At 45.5% G+C, this 17,932-nt stretch carries 16 protein-coding genes; 8 read left to right on the forward strand and 8 right to left on the reverse strand.

The annotated features are described in order from the left end of the window. Window positions 1-20 precede the first annotated feature (20 nt). The 3 genes from QYB97_RS10360 to QYB97_RS10370 all read right to left on the reverse strand — a co-directional run bounded on the left by QYB97_RS10360 (window position 21) and on the right by QYB97_RS10370 (window position 2,780). On the reverse strand, window positions 21-521 hold the full coding sequence (locus QYB97_RS10360; RefSeq protein WP_301165921.1) for an excalibur calcium-binding domain-containing protein: 501 nt from the start codon (window positions 519-521) through the stop codon (window positions 21-23). Between the two features lie 381 nt (window positions 522-902). After that, the gene (brnQ, locus tag QYB97_RS10365; RefSeq protein WP_301165922.1) at window positions 903-2,267 is read right to left on the reverse strand and encodes a branched-chain amino acid transport system II carrier protein; all 1,365 of its coding nucleotides are present in this window, start codon (window positions 2,265-2,267) and stop codon (window positions 903-905) included. Window positions 2,268-2,591: 324 nt separating this feature from the next. Next, on the reverse strand, window positions 2,592-2,780 hold the full coding sequence (locus QYB97_RS10370) for a hypothetical protein (protein ID WP_301165923.1): 189 nt from the start codon (window positions 2,778-2,780) through the stop codon (window positions 2,592-2,594). Between the two features lie 156 nt (window positions 2,781-2,936). On the opposite strand from QYB97_RS10370, the gene QYB97_RS10375 reads away from it, so the two are divergent. The 3 genes from QYB97_RS10375 to QYB97_RS10385 all read left to right on the forward strand — a co-directional run bounded on the left by QYB97_RS10375 (window position 2,937) and on the right by QYB97_RS10385 (window position 9,123). After that, on the forward strand, window positions 2,937-3,851 hold the full coding sequence (locus QYB97_RS10375) for a DUF4405 domain-containing protein (protein WP_301165924.1): 915 nt from the start codon (window positions 2,937-2,939) through the stop codon (window positions 3,849-3,851). Window positions 3,852-4,148: 297 nt separating this feature from the next. Next, window positions 4,149-4,823, forward strand: coding sequence for a DNA alkylation repair protein (locus QYB97_RS10380; protein WP_301165925.1), 675 nt, complete (start codon window positions 4,149-4,151; stop codon window positions 4,821-4,823). Window positions 4,824-5,016: 193 nt separating this feature from the next. Then, window positions 5,017-9,123 carry a phosphodiester glycosidase family protein gene (locus QYB97_RS10385; RefSeq protein ID WP_301165926.1) on the forward strand — a complete coding sequence of 1,369 codons (4,107 nt, stop codon included), beginning with the start codon at window positions 5,017-5,019 and terminating at the stop codon, window positions 9,121-9,123. A gap of 26 nt (window positions 9,124-9,149) precedes the next feature. Here QYB97_RS10385 and QYB97_RS10390 read toward each other — a convergent pair whose 3' ends face one another. Continuing rightward, the gene (locus tag QYB97_RS10390; protein WP_301165927.1) at window positions 9,150-9,374 is read right to left on the reverse strand and encodes a YczF family membrane protein; all 225 of its coding nucleotides are present in this window, start codon (window positions 9,372-9,374) and stop codon (window positions 9,150-9,152) included. 129 nt (window positions 9,375-9,503) lie between these two features. Here QYB97_RS10390 and QYB97_RS10395 point away from each other — a divergent pair, with 129 nt between their 5' ends. The 3 genes from QYB97_RS10395 to QYB97_RS10405 are packed head-to-tail and all read left to right on the forward strand — an operon-like array spanning window position 9,504 to window position 13,444. Beyond that, window positions 9,504-11,108 carry a spore germination protein gene (locus tag QYB97_RS10395; RefSeq protein WP_301165928.1) on the forward strand — a complete coding sequence of 535 codons (1,605 nt, stop codon included), beginning with the start codon at window positions 9,504-9,506 and terminating at the stop codon, window positions 11,106-11,108. Next, the gene (locus QYB97_RS10400; protein ID WP_301165929.1) at window positions 11,105-12,319 is read left to right on the forward strand and encodes a Ger(x)C family spore germination protein; all 1,215 of its coding nucleotides are present in this window, start codon (window positions 11,105-11,107) and stop codon (window positions 12,317-12,319) included. Before QYB97_RS10395 ends, QYB97_RS10400 begins: the two co-directional genes overlap by 4 nt. A 27-nt stretch (window positions 12,320-12,346) precedes the next feature. Beyond that, window positions 12,347-13,444 carry a GerAB/ArcD/ProY family transporter gene (locus tag QYB97_RS10405; RefSeq protein WP_301165930.1) on the forward strand — a complete coding sequence of 366 codons (1,098 nt, stop codon included), beginning with the start codon at window positions 12,347-12,349 and terminating at the stop codon, window positions 13,442-13,444. Between the two features lie 39 nt (window positions 13,445-13,483). On the opposite strand, the gene QYB97_RS10410 is transcribed toward QYB97_RS10405, so the two are convergent. The 4 genes from QYB97_RS10410 to QYB97_RS10425 form a co-directional block, all read right to left on the reverse strand. Further along, complete coding sequence (locus tag QYB97_RS10410) at window positions 13,484-14,008, reverse strand: NAD(P)H-dependent oxidoreductase (RefSeq protein ID WP_301165931.1); 525 nt, start codon at window positions 14,006-14,008, stop codon at window positions 13,484-13,486. A gap of 23 nt (window positions 14,009-14,031) precedes the next feature. Then, on the reverse strand, window positions 14,032-14,679 hold the full coding sequence (locus QYB97_RS10415) for an SDR family NAD(P)-dependent oxidoreductase (protein ID WP_301165932.1): 648 nt from the start codon (window positions 14,677-14,679) through the stop codon (window positions 14,032-14,034). Between the two features lie 48 nt (window positions 14,680-14,727). Continuing rightward, entirely contained in the window at window positions 14,728-15,162 is a 435-nt protein-coding gene (locus tag QYB97_RS10420) for a MarR family winged helix-turn-helix transcriptional regulator (RefSeq protein ID WP_301165933.1), read from the reverse strand. Window positions 15,163-15,224: 62 nt separating this feature from the next. Then, window positions 15,225-15,590, reverse strand: coding sequence for a winged helix-turn-helix transcriptional regulator (locus QYB97_RS10425; protein WP_301165934.1), 366 nt, complete (start codon window positions 15,588-15,590; stop codon window positions 15,225-15,227). 127 nt (window positions 15,591-15,717) lie between these two features. Here QYB97_RS10425 and QYB97_RS10430 point away from each other — a divergent pair, with 127 nt between their 5' ends. Beyond that, the gene (locus QYB97_RS10430; RefSeq protein ID WP_301165935.1) at window positions 15,718-16,698 is read left to right on the forward strand and encodes a zinc-binding dehydrogenase; all 981 of its coding nucleotides are present in this window, start codon (window positions 15,718-15,720) and stop codon (window positions 16,696-16,698) included. Window positions 16,699-16,898: 200 nt separating this feature from the next. Continuing rightward, on the forward strand, window positions 16,899-17,927 hold the full coding sequence (locus QYB97_RS10435; RefSeq protein ID WP_301165936.1) for a Gfo/Idh/MocA family protein: 1,029 nt from the start codon (window positions 16,899-16,901) through the stop codon (window positions 17,925-17,927). The last annotated feature ends 5 nt before the right edge of the window (window positions 17,928-17,932 follow it).

Genomic DNA, 17,932 nt, shown 5'->3' on the forward strand with positions numbered 1-17,932 from the left:
CCGCTCTTTCGTTGTCATAATTATCGAGCTTTCTTACGGGCGAAAGCCAGCAATGCACCCATTCCGGCTAATAGAGCTCCACCTGCAGCTGCAATCGGCTGATTCGAAGCTGTTTCAGGCATTTCTCCACCGTCCGATGAAGAAGTGGAGTCTCCAGTATTTGAGTTGCTGCTGCTTGTATTACTGTTATTACTGTTATCGTTGGTGCTGTTATCACTATTACCACTGTTATCGCTAGCACTGTCATTGCTGGAGTTGTCGTTGCTGTTATCCTTTTTGTTGGCTAAAAAAGAATCATATTCGCTCTTGCTTACTTCACAAGGAAGTCCATCACTGTCCCGGTCTAAATCATGCGGGTCGTTCTTCGCATTATACCCATTGTTATCCCAAAATTCCATTACTGCCTGATGACTGGAAAAATCCGAACAGTTCTTATCTCCTGACCCAGCTGCTTCTGCCTGAATTCCAGTAGCAGAAGATACTCCCAATGCGACTATCCCAACAAATGCCAACCTTTTCATCTTTTCGCCTTCCTTCTCGTTGTTTTTTTCTTTCTAGTGGTTATTTCTAACCGCTTTCATCATACTATGGCAAATATTGGAAAACAACCCGACTTTTGTCGGTTATTTAAGAATTTTGACGAAAAGTATAGATATATTTAAATGGTTCTTTTTGATTAGGTAATTCTTTTTTCCAAGCTTATATGTAAAAAAATCATTTTTGAGAGTATCGATTCATGGTTTTTATTTAAAAATTTTATATTTTAACTACCTTCCCTATTAATCGAACTGTTAAACAGATATTTTTAAAAATTCAAACTAATTAAAGTCCTACATAAAAAGCTCCTCCGGATTCGGAAGAGCTTGCTTTTATGCAAAAGATATATAACACAGCATCAAGAATTATGAAACCTTCCTGTCACGATCATGGCCGGCAGCCACCTGCGATTGAACTCCGGGAATCAAGCTCAGGAAATACCCAACGAGAGCCCCGACAATTGCCGGGACAACCCAGCCAAGTCCTGCATCATATAGCGGCAGCACGTGTGAGAAAAAGGAATTTACAGCCGGGATGGAAAGCTTGGCTGCATTTAAACCATCAAATAATGAAACAATAAACGTAAACAGCAAGCTGATTTGGTAAACCTGTCTTCGTCCTTCAAACAGGCTGTGTGCAAAGCTTAAAACGATAAGCATGATCGCCAGCGGATAAATGGCAGTCAATACAGGAACAGAAATGGCAATCAGCTCATTTAATCCAAGGTTAGCCGTCAATGCACTGAAAACAGAAAGTGCAACGGCAAGTGCTTTGTATGAAAGCTTTGGAAATACACTTTGGAAATAAGATGAACAAGCTGTTACAAGACCCACACTTGTGGTCAGGCAGGCTACTGTGATCATTAAGCCCAAAAACACATTTCCAAGCGATCCGAAATAGTAGTTGGCTACTGCGGAAAGAACTTCACCGCCATTGCTCATTTGGCCAAGCTTTGAAACACTTGAAGCTCCCATGTAGGAAAGAGAAGTATAGACAATCGCAAGAACGGAAGCTGCAATGAGTGCGGCTTTCGCACAGGTAACAGCGATCACCTTCTTGTCGCTGCCCCTTTTTTCTTTAATGGCATTAATGATGATGATGCCAAAAACAAAAGCAGCAAGTGTGTCCATCGTCAGATAACCTTCCTGAAATCCTTTAAAAAAAGAATTGGTCGCAAACTCTTTGGTCGGAGCCTTGATTGGCCCGATCGGGTGAACAAATGCAGCAATGACCAGAATACCGATAAAGGTCAATTTCAGCGGCGTCAAAATTTTCCCTACAATATCAACTATCTTTGTAGGATTGAGTGAAAGCAAACAGGTGATAGTAAAAAATACAACCGTAAAAATCAGCAACGGCATATGCCCGGTGTTCTGCGGAAGAAACGGTTTTACACCGATTTCAAATGAAACGCTGCCTGCGCGGGGCAGTGCAAAAAGAGGACCGATCGCAAGGTATAGTACAAATGTATAAATCGCGCTAAACCAGGGATGAACCCGGTTTCCCATATCGCGCAAATCATTGCTTCCCGAAATACCGAAAGCAAATACCCCAAGCAATGGAACGCCAACACCAGTGATCAAAAAGCCTGCATTGGCGATCCAGACGTTGGTTCCGGCGCTTTGTCCGAGCATCGCCGGAAAAATAAGATTACCAGCCCCAAAGAAAAGAGCAAATAACATCAGGCCGATAACCAATGTATGTGAAGACTGAGTCTTGTTGTTAAACACAAATAACCCTCCGAATAAGAATATTGTGAATATTTATACCATGTCGTTTTTTGTCGACCGAACTGTCGAATACAATATACGATGATAACACGCTCACAGAAGAAATCAAGGGGAAATTGCAAAAAGAATTTAGTAAATTTCAACTTTTCTCTTTTGAAAGCCTTTTCTATTTAATTCTTAAAGTAATTATAGAAATATGCAAAAAAATTCCTTCGCCAAAAGGAAGAGGAAATATTACACACATTTATAATTTGAGCGTAATTTGAAGAACAGCAAAAACAGTTCGTTATTACACAGATAAAATAAAAAAACACGCCCTTTATGTTAGGCGCGTTCCTTTTTCACTTTATTGTCCTCAGTCACTTTATTGATACTAAAATCACCAATTGATTGTAGGTTCATGAAGTCTAGTACTTTTGTAAGTAGCTCATTTGTTTCCTTGTTAGACTTTTCAAGCTCTTTATCAATTTCATTAATGGATTCAAAAGAACTAACTCTTTCCATCATTGCCATTTAAACCGCCCCTTTCCGGGTCTTCTTTTATAATCATATCACAGAATAAGCGAGCATCTTGGAACGGAAATCAACCACAGTGTAAAAATCAAATTAAGCTTTTCTTAAGGAAACCCCATTACATTAAAATCAGAAACTATGTACAGGGGTGTAGAGATGAAGAAGATTAATTTTGTAAAGTTTGCGGTGGATGTCATCATGGCGGTTACGTTTGTGCTTTTGTTTAACAAAAGGGTGTTTGGCGGGATGACGTTTCACGAAGTGGCAGGTACAGCCATTGGGGTTGCCTTTTTAACGCATATAGCACTGAATTGGAAGTGGATTAGAAACGTCACGAGTAAACTATTTGATAAAAAACTTCCGGGTAAAACGCGTTTCAGTTATGGCTTGAATCTACTGCTGCTTCTTTGCATGGCAACGATTATGATTAGCGGAATTTTTGTATCAAGGGTGCTTTTTCCAAACGTGAACATAGGAAATGAGGGCTGGTTCAAAATGCTTCACATCTCCTTGTCATTCCTGACTTTGATCATCGTTGGCATCCATGTGGGAATGCACTGGAAATGGGTGATCAACGTCTGGAACCAAGTGCTGTCCATAAAGGAACCGAAATCCTGGATGAACTGGGTTTCCAAAGGAGCAATGGCGGTGGTCTTGGTGTTTGGGCTATTTCAGATTTATGAAACAGGATTTATGGCACGCGCAGCGAGCCCCTTCAGCTTGATCGGAGGAAATGCGTTTGCTGCAGGGAAAGGAATGGAGAGGGATGATGATGGAGACGGCGGTAAACCTTTTAACCGGCCGTTTCAAAATGAACGGAGCAACGGCACAAATGAGAACAGTGAGGGACAAGGACCTCTCGATCAGGGTTCATTCCATCATGACCGGCCAGCATTTGGCGGGGAGGACCATAGAGGAAGGGAAGGCTTTGGCGAGCGCGGTCATGAATTTGGCGGGAAGGTGAGCCCATTGTCCGTCATTGCCACCTATACCGGTATCATGGCCGTGTTCATAATCGCTGCCTACTATTTCACCCAATGGCTCTCCAGAAGAAAAAGAAAAACCGTATAGAATTAGGCATTATGCCAGGAACACCAACAGAAGGTGCCTGGCATTTTTATATTTGTTATAATTTAGGAAGAAAAGATTTGCTGTTATATGAGCACACTTAAAGAATTGCTTCAATGACAAGTTGATTGGAGAGCAAGGTGCGAGACTCCAGCAGGAGATGCGGGACAGGTGAGACTAAGGAGGCGTTTACGCCGGTAACAGGCTCACCGCCCGCCCTGCGGAAAGCGAGCGACCTGGAACGGAAATTAACCACATACGAGAACATCTGAGAACACGAAAACAATAGGAGGATGACCCATGACCATGACGTACCTGGAAACGCTGCACGAAGAAATCCGCAGCCGCCAAAATCCGGCGGAAGCGGTAAAAATGGCGGCGTACATGAAAAATAAATTTCCCTTTGCCGGCTTGAAGTCTCCCATTCTAAAAGATGTTATGAAAAACCATGTGAAAATGTACGGCTTGCCTGACATGAGCGTACCTGGAATCACGAAAGCAAGCTGGAACTATAAAGAAAGGGAAATGCAGTATGTCGGCATGTTTCTCGTGGACAAGATGAAGCAGCATATCCGGGAGGAAGACCTGAGTGCGCTGGAGCAAACCATAACGAACAAGTCATGGTGGGACTCGGTCGATCATATTGCAAAGCATCACATGGGGTATTACATCCAGACCTATCAGCACAGAGAAAAAGAATTAGTGGAAAAATGGATTCATTCCCCCAACATGTGGCTGAAGCGGACGGCCATTCTTTACCAGCTTGGCTATAAGCAAGAGACAGATACCGATATTCTTGCTTATGTGATCCAGCAGGAAAAAGAGAATAAGGAGTTTTTTATCCGGAAAGCGATCGGCTGGGCACTGCGGGAATACGCAAAAACCAATCCGGACTTTGTCGTGCGGTTTGTAGAGCGTACGGAGCTGCAGCCGTTAAGCCGAAAAGAAGCGCTTAAAAATATACAGCTCACCTGATTCTCCTTGAACGATAACGGCATACAGGATGGAAAAAATTACAACGGAGCAACTTTCGACCTATTGTTTCTCGTAATATAGTTATTTAGTATAACTTATATAACACTATTACATATTTTTAACATTGGTTTAATATTTTTCCATTACTGTATTCCTGTATGCCTAAATACGTTCACAGGAGGAAGCAATCTTTATGAAGATTTGTTGGAAAAGGAAAATGGCCACATCCACATTGGCCCTGGCACTCGTCACCTCTGCCGTCACCCCTGGTACTGTTACTGCTCTTGGAGAGTTTCACCTGACCTCACCCCTGATTCAAACACCCATCAACGAATACACCGCAGAGTTAGCCCCTGGTGTACAAGAAAAACACTACAGCTATGAAAATCAAGAAGGAAAGAAGATTGAAAGCTTTGTTGTCGATGTTGACCTTCAGCATCCCGGTGTATCGGTGGAAGCCGGAACACCAAATGACAAGGATGCCTATGGCTTGCAGCCGGTCAGGGCACAGGCCAAGGCTGCCGATTCAGAGAATCATAAAGTGGTAGCCGCCGTTAATGCCGACTTTTACAATATGGCTACCGGTGAACCGCATGGCGTGATCTACAAAGACGGACGAGCCGTTAAAGAAAAGAACATGAACGGCTGGAACTTTTTTGCTATTAAGAAAAATGGTGAAGCGATCATTGGAAACGCTTCCGAATACGAAGGAATGAAGAGTGAGCTGAAGGAAGCCCTCGGAGGCAACGCCATCCTGGTAAAAAACAAACAAGTTTATCAAACGCCGCAAACCGGGCAGAACCTGGAGCCCCGGACGGCTGTTGGAATCAAAGAAGACGGAGATGTATTCTTCACTGTTATTGACGGCCGTCAGGAGCCCTATTCTGCAGGGATCACGATGAAAGATTTGGCTCAGCTCATGATTGACCTTGGAGCTGTTCAGGCTCTTAACCTGGACGGAGGCGGATCGTCGACGTTTGCCAGCCGGGAGCTTGGCGGAGATGAGCTTGAGGTGGATAATCTGCCGTCTGACAGAAACGAAAGAAGTGTCGCCAATACCTGGCTTGTGGCGACCACTGAGCCATCCGACCATATTTTTCAAACCGCCCATATCAAGCCTTATGACGCATCCTTTACCCCGGGAAGCGTGATAGATTTTGAAGCAAAAGGAAGGGACAAGTCATTGGCCTCAGCACCGCTTCCAACAAGCGGTATGACGTGGGAACTGTCTGATCCTGCTTTTGGTGATATTAATGAAAACGGAACATTTACCTCAAACGGCAAAACCGGACAGCTTTCGATTATTGCGAAGCATGATGGCAAAGAGGTGGGCCGCAGCCCGATTGAAATTGAAGCACCGGATAAATTATATTTCTCATCGCCTGAATTAACCGTTGGGCGAAACAGTAAAACGAAATTGGATCTGGTGGCTGAATTCCATAAAAGAAAACTGAACTGGAATCGAAATGACATCGATTTCGATATTCCCGAGGGAATGGGCACCATTGATGAGAAAGGGGTTCTGCATGCGGGCAGCCAAAACGTAAAAGGAACCATTACCGCAACGGTCAAGCACACCGATTTGCAAGCAAAAATCAATGTATCGGTTGGACAGCTTCCGGTCATTCTGCACGATTTTGAACAGGGAGCGGATTTCTGGAAGGTTTCTACCGCCAACCGCGGGGAAAAAGGGGCGCTGTCCATTTCGCAATACCCACAACCCGTTCGTTTTGGAGACAAAGCACTGAAGTTTGATTTTGACCTGACAAATTCTCAAAGCGGAACAACGCTTGGCGTGTATGCCGGCCCGGGGACACCAACAGAGATTGAAGGAAATCCAAATGGCATCGGCATGTGGGTGTATGGCACGCCTGAAGCACAGGGGTACTGGCTGAGAATGTATCTTGTGGACGGAAATGGCAAGAATCAGACGATTAACCTCACTGAGGAAAGTCCGGGAATCAACTGGACGGGCTGGAAATACATCGAAGCAGAAATTCCTTCCTCTTTTACAGGGCCATTTAAGCTTTCCGGCTCACAGGCCATCCGTCTGATGTCCACAAAGTCGGGTATTACAGGGCCCATGACAAAAGGAACGCTGTATGTGGACAACATCCGCGCGGTATACGGAGAAAAAGTGGACGACCTTTATCCGCCGGTCATTGAATCTGTCAGCACGGAGGATAAAAGCTATACCACAAAAGGGGTAAATATCACGGCCAAGGTTCATGAATACGAGGAGGACCCTTTTAAGACTGGCATCGATTGGGAAAAAATCCGTGTCATGGTGGATGGAAAGGATTATTCAAAGGCTGAAGGGCACTATTCGTTTGACATGGATGGTTCCGTTTCATTAACCGGATACCAGTGGGCGGACGGAACGCACAAAGTCATGTTTATGGTTCCGGATAAGTTCGGAAATCAGGCCGTCCACACCAGCTATTTTACGGTGGACACGAACGCTCCGAAAGTCGAACTGACCACAGATCAAAAGCAAGCCTACCTGGGTGAAGCGTATACTCTTAACTTGAACGTAACGAAAGCCGAGGAGATCACCGGCTCCGCAGTAAAGCTTCAGATGGACAAAAATTTTCCTGTAGAGGATGTGGAATTTGCGGACGGATTTTCGGACAGTTCCTCAAGCTATGATGAAGACTCCGGAATACTGACCATCAACCTGAAAAACAGTACGGGTGTAGGAACTCTGAATGCGGCAGCCATTCATGTCTCTGTTCCAACGGATCTGAAAGAAGGAAGCGAGATGATGTATGAACTGCTGGAGGGAACCATCAGCTATCAGAAACCGGTGGGAGAAGCGTTCAACCCAACGTTCTCTGCCAGACCTGCAAAGGTGCCGGTAAAGGCGGCCTACCAGTTACATGCTGAGCCGATTTTAATTGGAAAGCCTACAACCTTAACTGTAAAAGACAACAAGGATGCAGCGGTAAGCGGAGCCGATATTTATGCGCTCATTGGCGGCAGCAAGGAACCGGCACATCTTGGGAAAACAGACGCAAACGGCAAATTGACCGTTGATTCCTTAACAAATGAAGTCAATGCCATCTCGCTTTATACCGTAAAGGATGGAAGGTACTCTTTTCCGTTAACGACACAATCCTATCTGCCGCTGGCCAAGGAAGAGGAGATTGAAAACATTCATTCTGCTCCTTCGGCCAATCCGTTAACGGTAAAAACGTTAACCTGGATGTCGAGCCCGCTTGGGAAAGAAAAGGCTCCATATGTTCAGTACGCAATCAAGGCGGACTATGAAAGACAAGGGGAGGCAGCCTTCCGAAAGCATGCCGGTATGTTTAAAGACAACGTGTTTAACGGTGAGCTCGACCTGAAGAAAAACGGCATCATCCGCGTCAATACCGTAACACTCAAAGGATTAAAGCCGGGCACTCAGTATGTGTATCGAACTGGCAACGGTACAGCCTGGTCCGAACTTCAGGAATTCGAAACCCAGCGGCCGAAGAAAAATTTTGAGTTTGCGGTCCTTGGGGACACACAGTCGCCTTCAGATCTGAGTCATTTTGACAAAATTCTTGCAGACCTTAATCAGAAAAAGATGCCGTTTATCATCCATGTTGGTGATTTGATTGATGAAGCCTCCAAATTCAAACAATGGGTTGATACGTTGGGTGTAGTGAGCAAGTATAAAAACATACAGAGCACTGATATGATTTCCGTGCTGGGTAATCATGAATACATGGGAGACAACAAGGCAGACCTGGCCAAATCCATATTAGGACATCCCCAGAATGGGCCACAAGCCGATCAGGGCGGAACCTATTCAGTGGACTATAACAATATGCATATCGCTGTTCTTGGCTTTACTTCCGAAAAAGGGGTGCTGGATCAGCAGCTTCAGTGGCTGAAGCAGGATATGAGCAGTACCGATAAACCGTGGAAAATTCTTGTGACCCATCAGCCGCCATACTACACGAACCCTTTTGGCGGCAATGAGAACATAAAAGAAAAAATTCCTCCTGTCGCCGATGAACTCGGTATCGATATGGTGTTTTCCGGCCACGACCATTCCTATGGACGAACGAAAAAGCTGAAAGCCGGAAAGGAAGACAGCAATGGAACCGTGTATGTTGTGGCAGGCACGACAGGAAACAAGCATTATGACGCCGTCGCTGATGACAAGTTTGAATATGTGAACATGGAAAATATCGCGATTTCTCTGCAGGCAAAGGTGGAAAAGGACGTAATGACCATTTCAGCCATCACGTCAGACGGTGAGAAGATTGATGAGTTTACGGTAAAAAATAATGAGTATGAGGGAAAGTGACAAATTCAAATGAAAGAGAAGCCTGATTACTTCGGGCTTCTTTTTTTTGTGAAAATCTGAAAGACGGATTGGAGAAAGAAGAAGGCAATAAGGGTGACGGCTACGATCACTTCGATCAGTTCCATAACCTTAAAGGGAGAAAGCTCTATCATGTAGGCGGTCCTCGGGCTGTATCCCTGGACAAGGTCGAGAATATAAGAAAAGGCTGTCAAAAAAATATACATGAAAACAGTAATTAAAAAAATTTTCATTCCATGATCACACTCCTGGTTGCTAGTGTCTCCAAAGCCAAAAATTTCATGTTGGGACCATGATTTGGAATAGGGAAAAGTGAGGTCGGAAACGATAAGAAAAGATAGGCAGGAAAGGTGTTGTGCGTTATGCCGTCTTTTTTTAAAAAGAAACCGCCAAAAGACAAAAAAACTGCAAAAGAACAAAAGAAACCGGCCGGATCTTCACCACTTTCTGTCGTTTTGGATGAAAATTTGGCAGTCATAAAAGATAAGACAGGAAACAGTACGGACATCATTATCCGCCGTTTAAATCATTCGCCGCGATTTAAAACCGAGGCCGCCATCGTTTATTTAAAGGGGCTGACCGATTCCCAGACGATTCAGGAAATCGTCATCGAATCTCTCATGAAATCCGATCCTGTCGAAACCCGGCCTTCCAGCATGCAAGAAATGATTGAGGGGTATCTGCCTTTGGGCAACATGGAACCAGTTAAGGATTGGGAAACGTTGTTTCAGGCGCTGATGTCAGGTCATACGATTATTTTTGCAGATGGTTATTCAGAAGCGATGAGTACCTCCACAGAGGGGGGAGAACGGCGTTCCATTGAGGAGCCGAGTACGCAGCGTGCCATCCGGGGATCCAGGGAAGGGTTCACGGAATCGATCGAGACCAATATCTCGATGGTGCGCAGGATTATTCAAAACCCAAACCTTTGGACAGAAACGATGACCATCGGAAGAGTCACTAAAACAAAGGTAACGATTATGTATGTGAAGGGAATTGCGAGAGACGACATTATTGAGGAACTCCGCAGCCGGCTGGAGAAAATAGATATTGATGGTGTCCTGGAGTCCGGTTACATCGAGCAGTACATTGAAGACCAGGCAATCACTGCCTTTCCTACCATGTATCACTCGGAGCGTCCCGATGTGGTGGCAGGAAACCTTCTTGAGGGGCGGTTTGCGCTCTTTGTTAATGGATCCCCCTTTGTTCTGCTGGCACCGGTCGTATTCGTGCAGTTCTTTCAGTCCATTGAGGATTATACTGAACGGTTCTACATTTCCACCGCTCTGCGTTTTTTACGCGTTCTTATCTTTTTTATTTCTCTCATTGGACCGGCAACCTACATTGCGGCTACAACCTTTCACCAGGAGATGATTCCGACCCAGCTGCTGGTCGCCATCGCCGCCCAGCGGGAATCGGTTCCGTTTCCAAGCTTTGTGGAGGCCTTGATCATGGAGGTTACCTTTGAAATCTTGAGGGAGGCCGGTATCCGGATGCCAAAAGCGATCGGGTCTGCCATTTCCATCGTTGGTGCGCTGGTCATTGGGCAGGCGGCCGTTCAGGCTGGAGTAGTGTCTCCGGCCATGGTCATCATTGTTGCGATCACAGCGATTGCAAGCTTTGCGACACCCTCTTTCGGAATTGCGATTTCTGTGCGACTGCTTCGGTTTTTATTTATGATCAGTGCGGCCACCTTCGGATTTTTTGGGATGATTCTTGGTTTTATCATCCTTGTCGTCCATTTGAGCGGGCTTCGCTCATTTGGTGTGCCTTATCTGTCCCCGCTTGCTCCGTTTGTTCCGGCTGACATCAATGATACATTTGTACGGGGGCCGTTGTGGGCAGATAGAAAACGGCCGGCCTTTATGAGCGGCAACAACCAAACACGCCAGGGTGAGGATACAGGCAGACCCCAACCGGATCAAAGCAGAGGGATGGTTACAAAAAACGAAGGTGATGACCAATGAAACGGTATATGGCTGTTTTCCTTCTCCTTATCATGTCTCTGACTTTTCTCTCAGGATGCTGGAGCAAAAAAGAACTGAATGACCTGGCTCTGGTGTCCGCAGTCGGCCTTGACTTGGATAAACAGGGACGGTTTGTCGGAACGTTTCAGTTCATTAACCCCGGAAATGTTACCGGAGGGTTTCAGGGTGGCGGAGGGGGCCAGGGGAATGCCGTTTCTGTTTACTCCTCCAAGGGAGACAACATGGACGAGGTCAGCCGCAGAATGTCGACGAAGGTTTCCAGGAACCTGTATTATGCACACGCCAACCTGGTGGTGATCAGTGATGAACTGGCAAAGAAAAAAGGGGTTCTTCCGATTCTGGACGCCTTTGACCGGGATGCGACATTTCGCAATACGGCCACCATCGTCATTGCTCATCACGTAAAAGCAGCAGATCTCGTTAAAACGCTGACAGCCATCGATAAAATTCCGGCTAATAAAATGATCAAATTGCTTCGCTTCTCGGAAAGAGTATGGGGAGGGACGATGAACGTCATGATTATGGATGTGATCAGGGATCTGACGGATGATGGAAAACAGCCTGTCATCAGTGGGTTTAACTTAAAAGGATCGGGAGAAACCGGAAAAACGACGCAAAGCATCATGCAAACCACCCCGGAATCTGCTCCCCAAATTGGCGGGCTGGCGCTCTTTAAAGGCGGAAAGCTAACGGGCTGGCTTTATGGAAGCCAGGCGAGAGGGGTCGTATGGACATTAAACAAAATTAAGAAAACCGATATCAATCTTAGCAAAAAAGGAAAAAAGGAAGCCATAGCGTTTGAAGTGATCCGTCAGAATACCAAAATCTCCGCATTCAAAATCGATGGTGAAACCCACCTCAAAGTAAAGGTAGATACCGAAGGAAATATTGGTGAAACGAAAGTGCCGGTAAACCTGAAGGATCCAATGGTCATTAAACAATTAGAAGACGGCTTTGAAAAAGTCATAGAAAAAGAGATAACATCCGCCATAACGGCAGCACAAAAGAAAAAAACCGATATTTTCGGATTTGGAGATGCGGTTCACCGTTCACAGCCGAAAACTTGGAAAAGAATTTCTGATAAATGGGATGATACGTATTTTGCCAAAGCGAAGGTGGAGGTAGAGGCGGATGCCTTCGTAAGACGAACAGCTCTGCGGAACAATTCATTCCTGTCCGATGTGGAATAAAAGGAAAATGAAGAAAGGAGCAAACTCATGGAAAAAGTCAAAATCACACCCTATCAGCTGTTTGCTCTCATTCTTCTGTTTGAATTGGGAAGTGCACTGCTTGTAGCGATCGGAATTGAAGCAAAGCAGGACGCCTGGATTGTCATTCTTTTGGGAATGATTGGAGGATTACTGCTATTCTTTGTCTTTTATCGCCTTTATTGCTTTTATCCGGATTGTTTACCTACGGAATATATACAAAAAATTATGGGAAAAGGTCTCGGGAAGTCGGTTGCTTTTTTGTACATGATGTACAACGTGTATGTGGCGGCCAGGGTGCTCAGGGACTTTGGGGCGATGCTTCTAACGTTTGCTTACATAGAAACACCGCTTTTTATAGCCAACACCTTGATGATTCTCGTCATTGTCTATTCTGTCTCCAAAGGAATCGAAGTGCTGGCCCGTACTGGAGAATTGTTCCTCGTATTTATTTATTTTTTGGCGGGTTCTGGCGTCTTGCTTGTCTTGTTTTCAGGCGTAGTGGATTTGCATAACCTTCAGCCTGTTCTTGAGAACGGATGGAAACCGATTGTTAAAGCGACTGTTAAAGAAACGATTTACTTTCCATTTGGGGAACTTATCGTCTTTTCGATGATCATGCCGTATTTAAGGGATTCCAAAAAGATAAGAAATGTAGGCATTATCGGTGTTATAGTAAGCGGAATCTCTCTTATGCTTGTGATGGTGTTTAATCTCAGCATCCTCGGTGTGAATTTGACTGCCCGGTCACAATTTCCACTGCTGAGTACGATCCAGACCATTCACGTGGCTGATTTTCTGGAACGCCTGGATGTTTATTTCATGATTGCCCTCATTGTAGGCGGCTTTTTCAAAATCAGCATTTTCTTGTATGCGGCGGTGATTGGAACAGCCAACATCTGCAACATCAAGCCAGCATCCCGGCTTACCTATCCTCTTGGTCTGGTCGTTTTGTTTATATCCATGACAATGGCAAGTAATTTTCCGGAGCACCTGAAAGAAGGAATCAGGGTCGTTCCTCTTTTGCTGCATTTGCCCTTTCAAATCATCTTTCCCCTTCTTCTTTTGGGACTGGCTTTTTGGAAAAATCGTAAAAAAACAAATTAAAGGTGCCAGTCTCTTTTCGTCTGGCACCTTTTTTCATGCTTAAAATGTTGTTTTAATATGGTTAACAAGCGCCTCGGCACTCGCCTTTACCTCTTCCTCACTCAACACGCGTACGCCCTGCGTTTTAAAAACAGGCAGATAGCGCATGCCCGTCAGGTTAGCGGTAGCCTGAAAGGGCTTCAAGAGTTCATTCAGACTGTATTGATTGTATCCGCCTGCCTGGTAGGCTTCTTCTGGTCCTCCGGTTGAAATGGCAAGCATGAACTCTTTGCCGTGAAGCTTTGTGCCTTCAGAGCCATACGCCCATCCGTAGGCCAGTACAACATCCTGCCATTCTTTTAATAAAGCAGGGCTGCTGTACCAATAAAGCGGGAATTGGAAAACGATGCGGTCATGAGCCAGCAAAAGCTCTTGTTCGCGTTCTGCGCTGATCTTTCCATCCGGATAAGCGGCATACAGGTTATGAACCGTCACATTTTCTTCACCTTCAAGACGGTTCATCCAGGTCCTGTTTACAAGCGATCCTTCCATATTGGGGTGAGCGGCAATAACTAATGTTTTCATAATATATCCTCCTAATGTATTGTTTATTTTCCTTCAAAAGCAACTTCGGATTCAGAGCGCTCCTGGTTCATGGTGTAAAAGGTGTCTGCGATATGATCGGGTGAAAACGGCGTTCCCTCTTGAACAAATCCTTTCACCGTCAAGGTTCCAACATAGATGCCAGTCTCTTTTAATTCCTGGCTCAGGCTGTATGCCAGGTTGCGGATCCCCGCTTTTCCGATCGCTAATGATGCATAATCTGCGAACGGCTGAAGCGCAAGGCCTCCCCCAGTTAGCAGGATCGAACCATTTTCCATATAAGGCAATACTTCTTGCACGCTTATTAATGCCCCGGCTACACTGATTTTAAAATCACGGACAAGGTCCTCAACGGTAAGTTCCGTAGGTTTTCCCGGCTTTCCGGAAGCGGCATTATAAAGCAATGTATCAATTTTTCCATATCTATCAGCTATAGCTGAAATGGCGGTTTTCAGGCTGATTTCAGAGGAAACATCTCCTGGAAAGCCTTTTGCTTCAATACCGAGATTTCGTAGTTGCTTTTCATACTCCTTGAGTGCTTCAAGACGCCTCGCGATGAGTGCTACCTTATATCCTTCACTGCCAAACTTTTTCGCTGCTGCCATACTGATTCCAGGTCCAGCTCCTGCAATAACAATTACTTTGTCAGTCATTTTTTCGCCTCCAAACATTTGTATATACAAATGAAAATGTAAAAATTTTTAAAGCTCTTTTTCAAGCTTATTGCTGGCTTCATGCAGCTTCTTGCTTAAATCCAGGCTGAAATCTACTCCCAGGACGTCAGAATAGCGAGCGAACATCTCTTTTAACGAAGCGCGGAAACGATCATAAACCTTTTCTCCTTCTTCCGTCAATGAGATGAATGTTTGTTTACCGTCTGCTTTCCGATTCACAAGCTTTTGCTTCTCGAGTTTATCAATAAATCGTGTGCTTGTGGAAGGAGCGATCGACAGTTTGGTGCACAGCTCTTTCTGAGTGATATCCGGATTAAACTTGACAATCATGATCATGTACAAATAAGAGGGTGCAAGATCCCCGCCGTCCAGCGTGTTTTCAGCAAGCTTTGTAATGTTGCGGGCAAAACGGCTGGCTGTAAAATATAAACAATGTATGAGTACTTGTTCTTCTTCCGTCACGGGCGATCATTCCTTTCATTTGCATATACAAATTAACATAAAAACAAAACTGCAGTCAACCATTATTTCTGCATGAAATCATAGCTTGTCCAGCAGCGGTTCATGGCAATGCCGTGCTGTTCCGCAAATTCATCTCCAAAGCGGCACATGGCAAAAAGAACGGGCTGCAGCTTTTTTCCCATATCGGTAGTGTCATACTCCACATGCGAATCACCCAATGCTGTTCGGCTGACTAAACCATGCTCTTGAAGTTCTTTCAACTGCTGAGTGAGCATTTTCTGAGTAATGTCTGGCATGGAACGTTTCAGCTCGTTGAAACGTTTTGCCCCTTCATTTAAATTCCATAAAATTAAAACCTTCCACTTGCCTCCAATAATGTCGATGACAAGGTCGATGGCGCAGGTGTATTCGTGATGCAGCTGTTTCAATGCAAGTCCTCCTCTTATGATGGGCAGGTTACAAAATGGTGCCTTGTTCTGAGTGAAACCAGTATATATTATATACCATGCAGGGAGAAACTATAGAAGGTAAACATCTCTAAAGGAGTGAATAAATATGAAAGCATTGCTTTTACACGATAAAAACCAATGGCAGAACATGAAGGTGGAGGACATCGAAACACCAAAGCCCGGAAAGGGTGAAATTCTCGTACAAGTCCACGCCGTCGGTTTGAACCCCGTTGATTACAAAACAGCGACCAACGGCAACCCGAACTGGTCGTATCCGCACATTCTTGGACTGGATACGGCAGGAGTCGTAGCGGAAACGGGTGAAGGTGTGACTCAGTGGAAAAAGGGAGACCGGGTCGTCTATCACGGTGATCTTACAAGAAAAGGTGGTTATGCTGAGTACACTGTTGCCACAGCCCACACCGTATCCCGTATCCCCGACAATGTTTCATTTGAGAATGCTGCAGCTATACCAACCGCAGGCTATACCGCTTATCAGGCACTATTTCGAAAGCTTCCGTTTGACCAGGTGGAAAGCATTCTCATCCACGGAGGAGCGGGAGGTGTCGGAGGATTTGGCGTCCAGCTTGCCAGGCTTGCCAGCAAGAAAGTCATTTCAACGGCTTCCGGCCACAACCATGAATATGTCAAATCGCTCGGAGCCGATTATGTGATTGATTATCGGGAGGAAGATGTACAAGCCAGGGTTATGGAAATGACAAACGGCCGTGGTGTGGATGCCGTGGTGGATGCGGTAAGCCGCCTAAGCGCAACAGATTCACTGGACATGCTGGCTTTCATGGGGCACATCGTGTACATTGCCGGAGCTCCTGATTTTTCAAAAGTAACACCGTTCACGAAAGTCGTTTCCTACCATGAGATCGCGCTAGGTGCAGCCAATCAGTCCAACGACGAGCGCTCTGAAAAGGACCTCGCCGTCATTGGAGACCATATGCTAGAGCTTATGGCAGAAGGAAAACTCGATTCCATGCTGAAGGAAACGATTTCTCTGGAAGAAGTTCCATCAGCACTGGTCCGACTTTCTGAACGGCACGTGAAGGGTAAAATGGTGGCAAAAGTAAAATAACAAGGAAAGGATGGCGCCGCAATGGATGCCATCCTTTTTTATGGTGGAGGAAAAGGGGAGTGGAAGTAAGAATTAGATAGAGGGAGGGTTTATGTAAAAAGCGTCTGGATGAGCTTGATAAATAAGTTTTTGATCAAAAACCAGGGGGAAAAGAAAAAGGATAGTAAAGAATTGAATGAGATTGCAGAGGAGCGGAGTCTATGTTGAATGTTGCACTGTTAAGCAAATGGCATGTCCACGCAAAGGATTATGCAAAGGAAGCCAGTGAAAATAAACAAATCAACATCATGAGTGTCTGGGATGAAGATCAGGAGCGCGGGAAGCAATGGGCAAATGAATTGAACGTGCCGTTCGAGGCAGATCTCGAGAACATTTTGTCCAACGAGGACATCCATGGGGTAATTGTCACCACTCCCACCTCAGTACATAAGGAAGTGATTGTGTCGGCGGCCCGTCACAAGAAACATATTTTTACAGAAAAAGTGCTTGCGACCACCCTGAAGGAGTGTGACGAAATCCTGTCAGCTGCGGAGGAAGCCGGTGTGCAGCTGATGGTTTCCCTGCCACGCCTGACCGAACGGTTCTATCTTTATGCGCAAAAAATACTGGACGAGGGCCTGTTGGGCGAGCTGACTTCCATCCGCTGCCGTGTCGCCCATAATGGCGCCGTGCCAACGGAAGAAAGCGAGCATGGCTGGCTGCCTTCACAGTTTTTTAAAAAGGAAGAAACAGGCGGAGGTGCCCTGATCGATCTTGGCGCTCATCCGATTTACTTGTCTAACCGATTGGGAGGAAAGGTAAAAGCGGTCACCGCACGGCTGCAACAGACGAAGGGGCATGAGGTGGATGACAATGCGGCGGTCATTGTGGAATTTGAATCAGGAGCCCTGGGGATGATTGAGACCGGCTTTTTAGCATACGGTTGCCCCGATCAGCTCGAACTTTACGGCACCGAGGGGACACTTCTTTTTGAAAACCGCCAGCCAAAAGAGCTGATTTCAAGCCATGTGGAAGACGATGGGCTTATCATGTCCGACCAGATTCCTAAAGCGTTGCCGTCTGCGATGGAGCAGTGGGTCGATGCTATTTTGAATAACGGCACGCCTTCTATTCATAAAGAGGATATCCGCAACCTGACTCTCGTCAATGAAGCGGCAGCGCTCTCTCATCGTGAAGGACGGCGGGTCGAGCTTTCCGAAATACAAACAAATTCTCTGGCAGGACGGTGAAGGAA

The organism is Fictibacillus fluitans, from assembly GCF_030418125.1.
Taxonomy (GTDB): Bacteria; Bacillota; Bacilli; order Bacillales; family Fictibacillaceae; genus Fictibacillus_C; species Fictibacillus_C fluitans.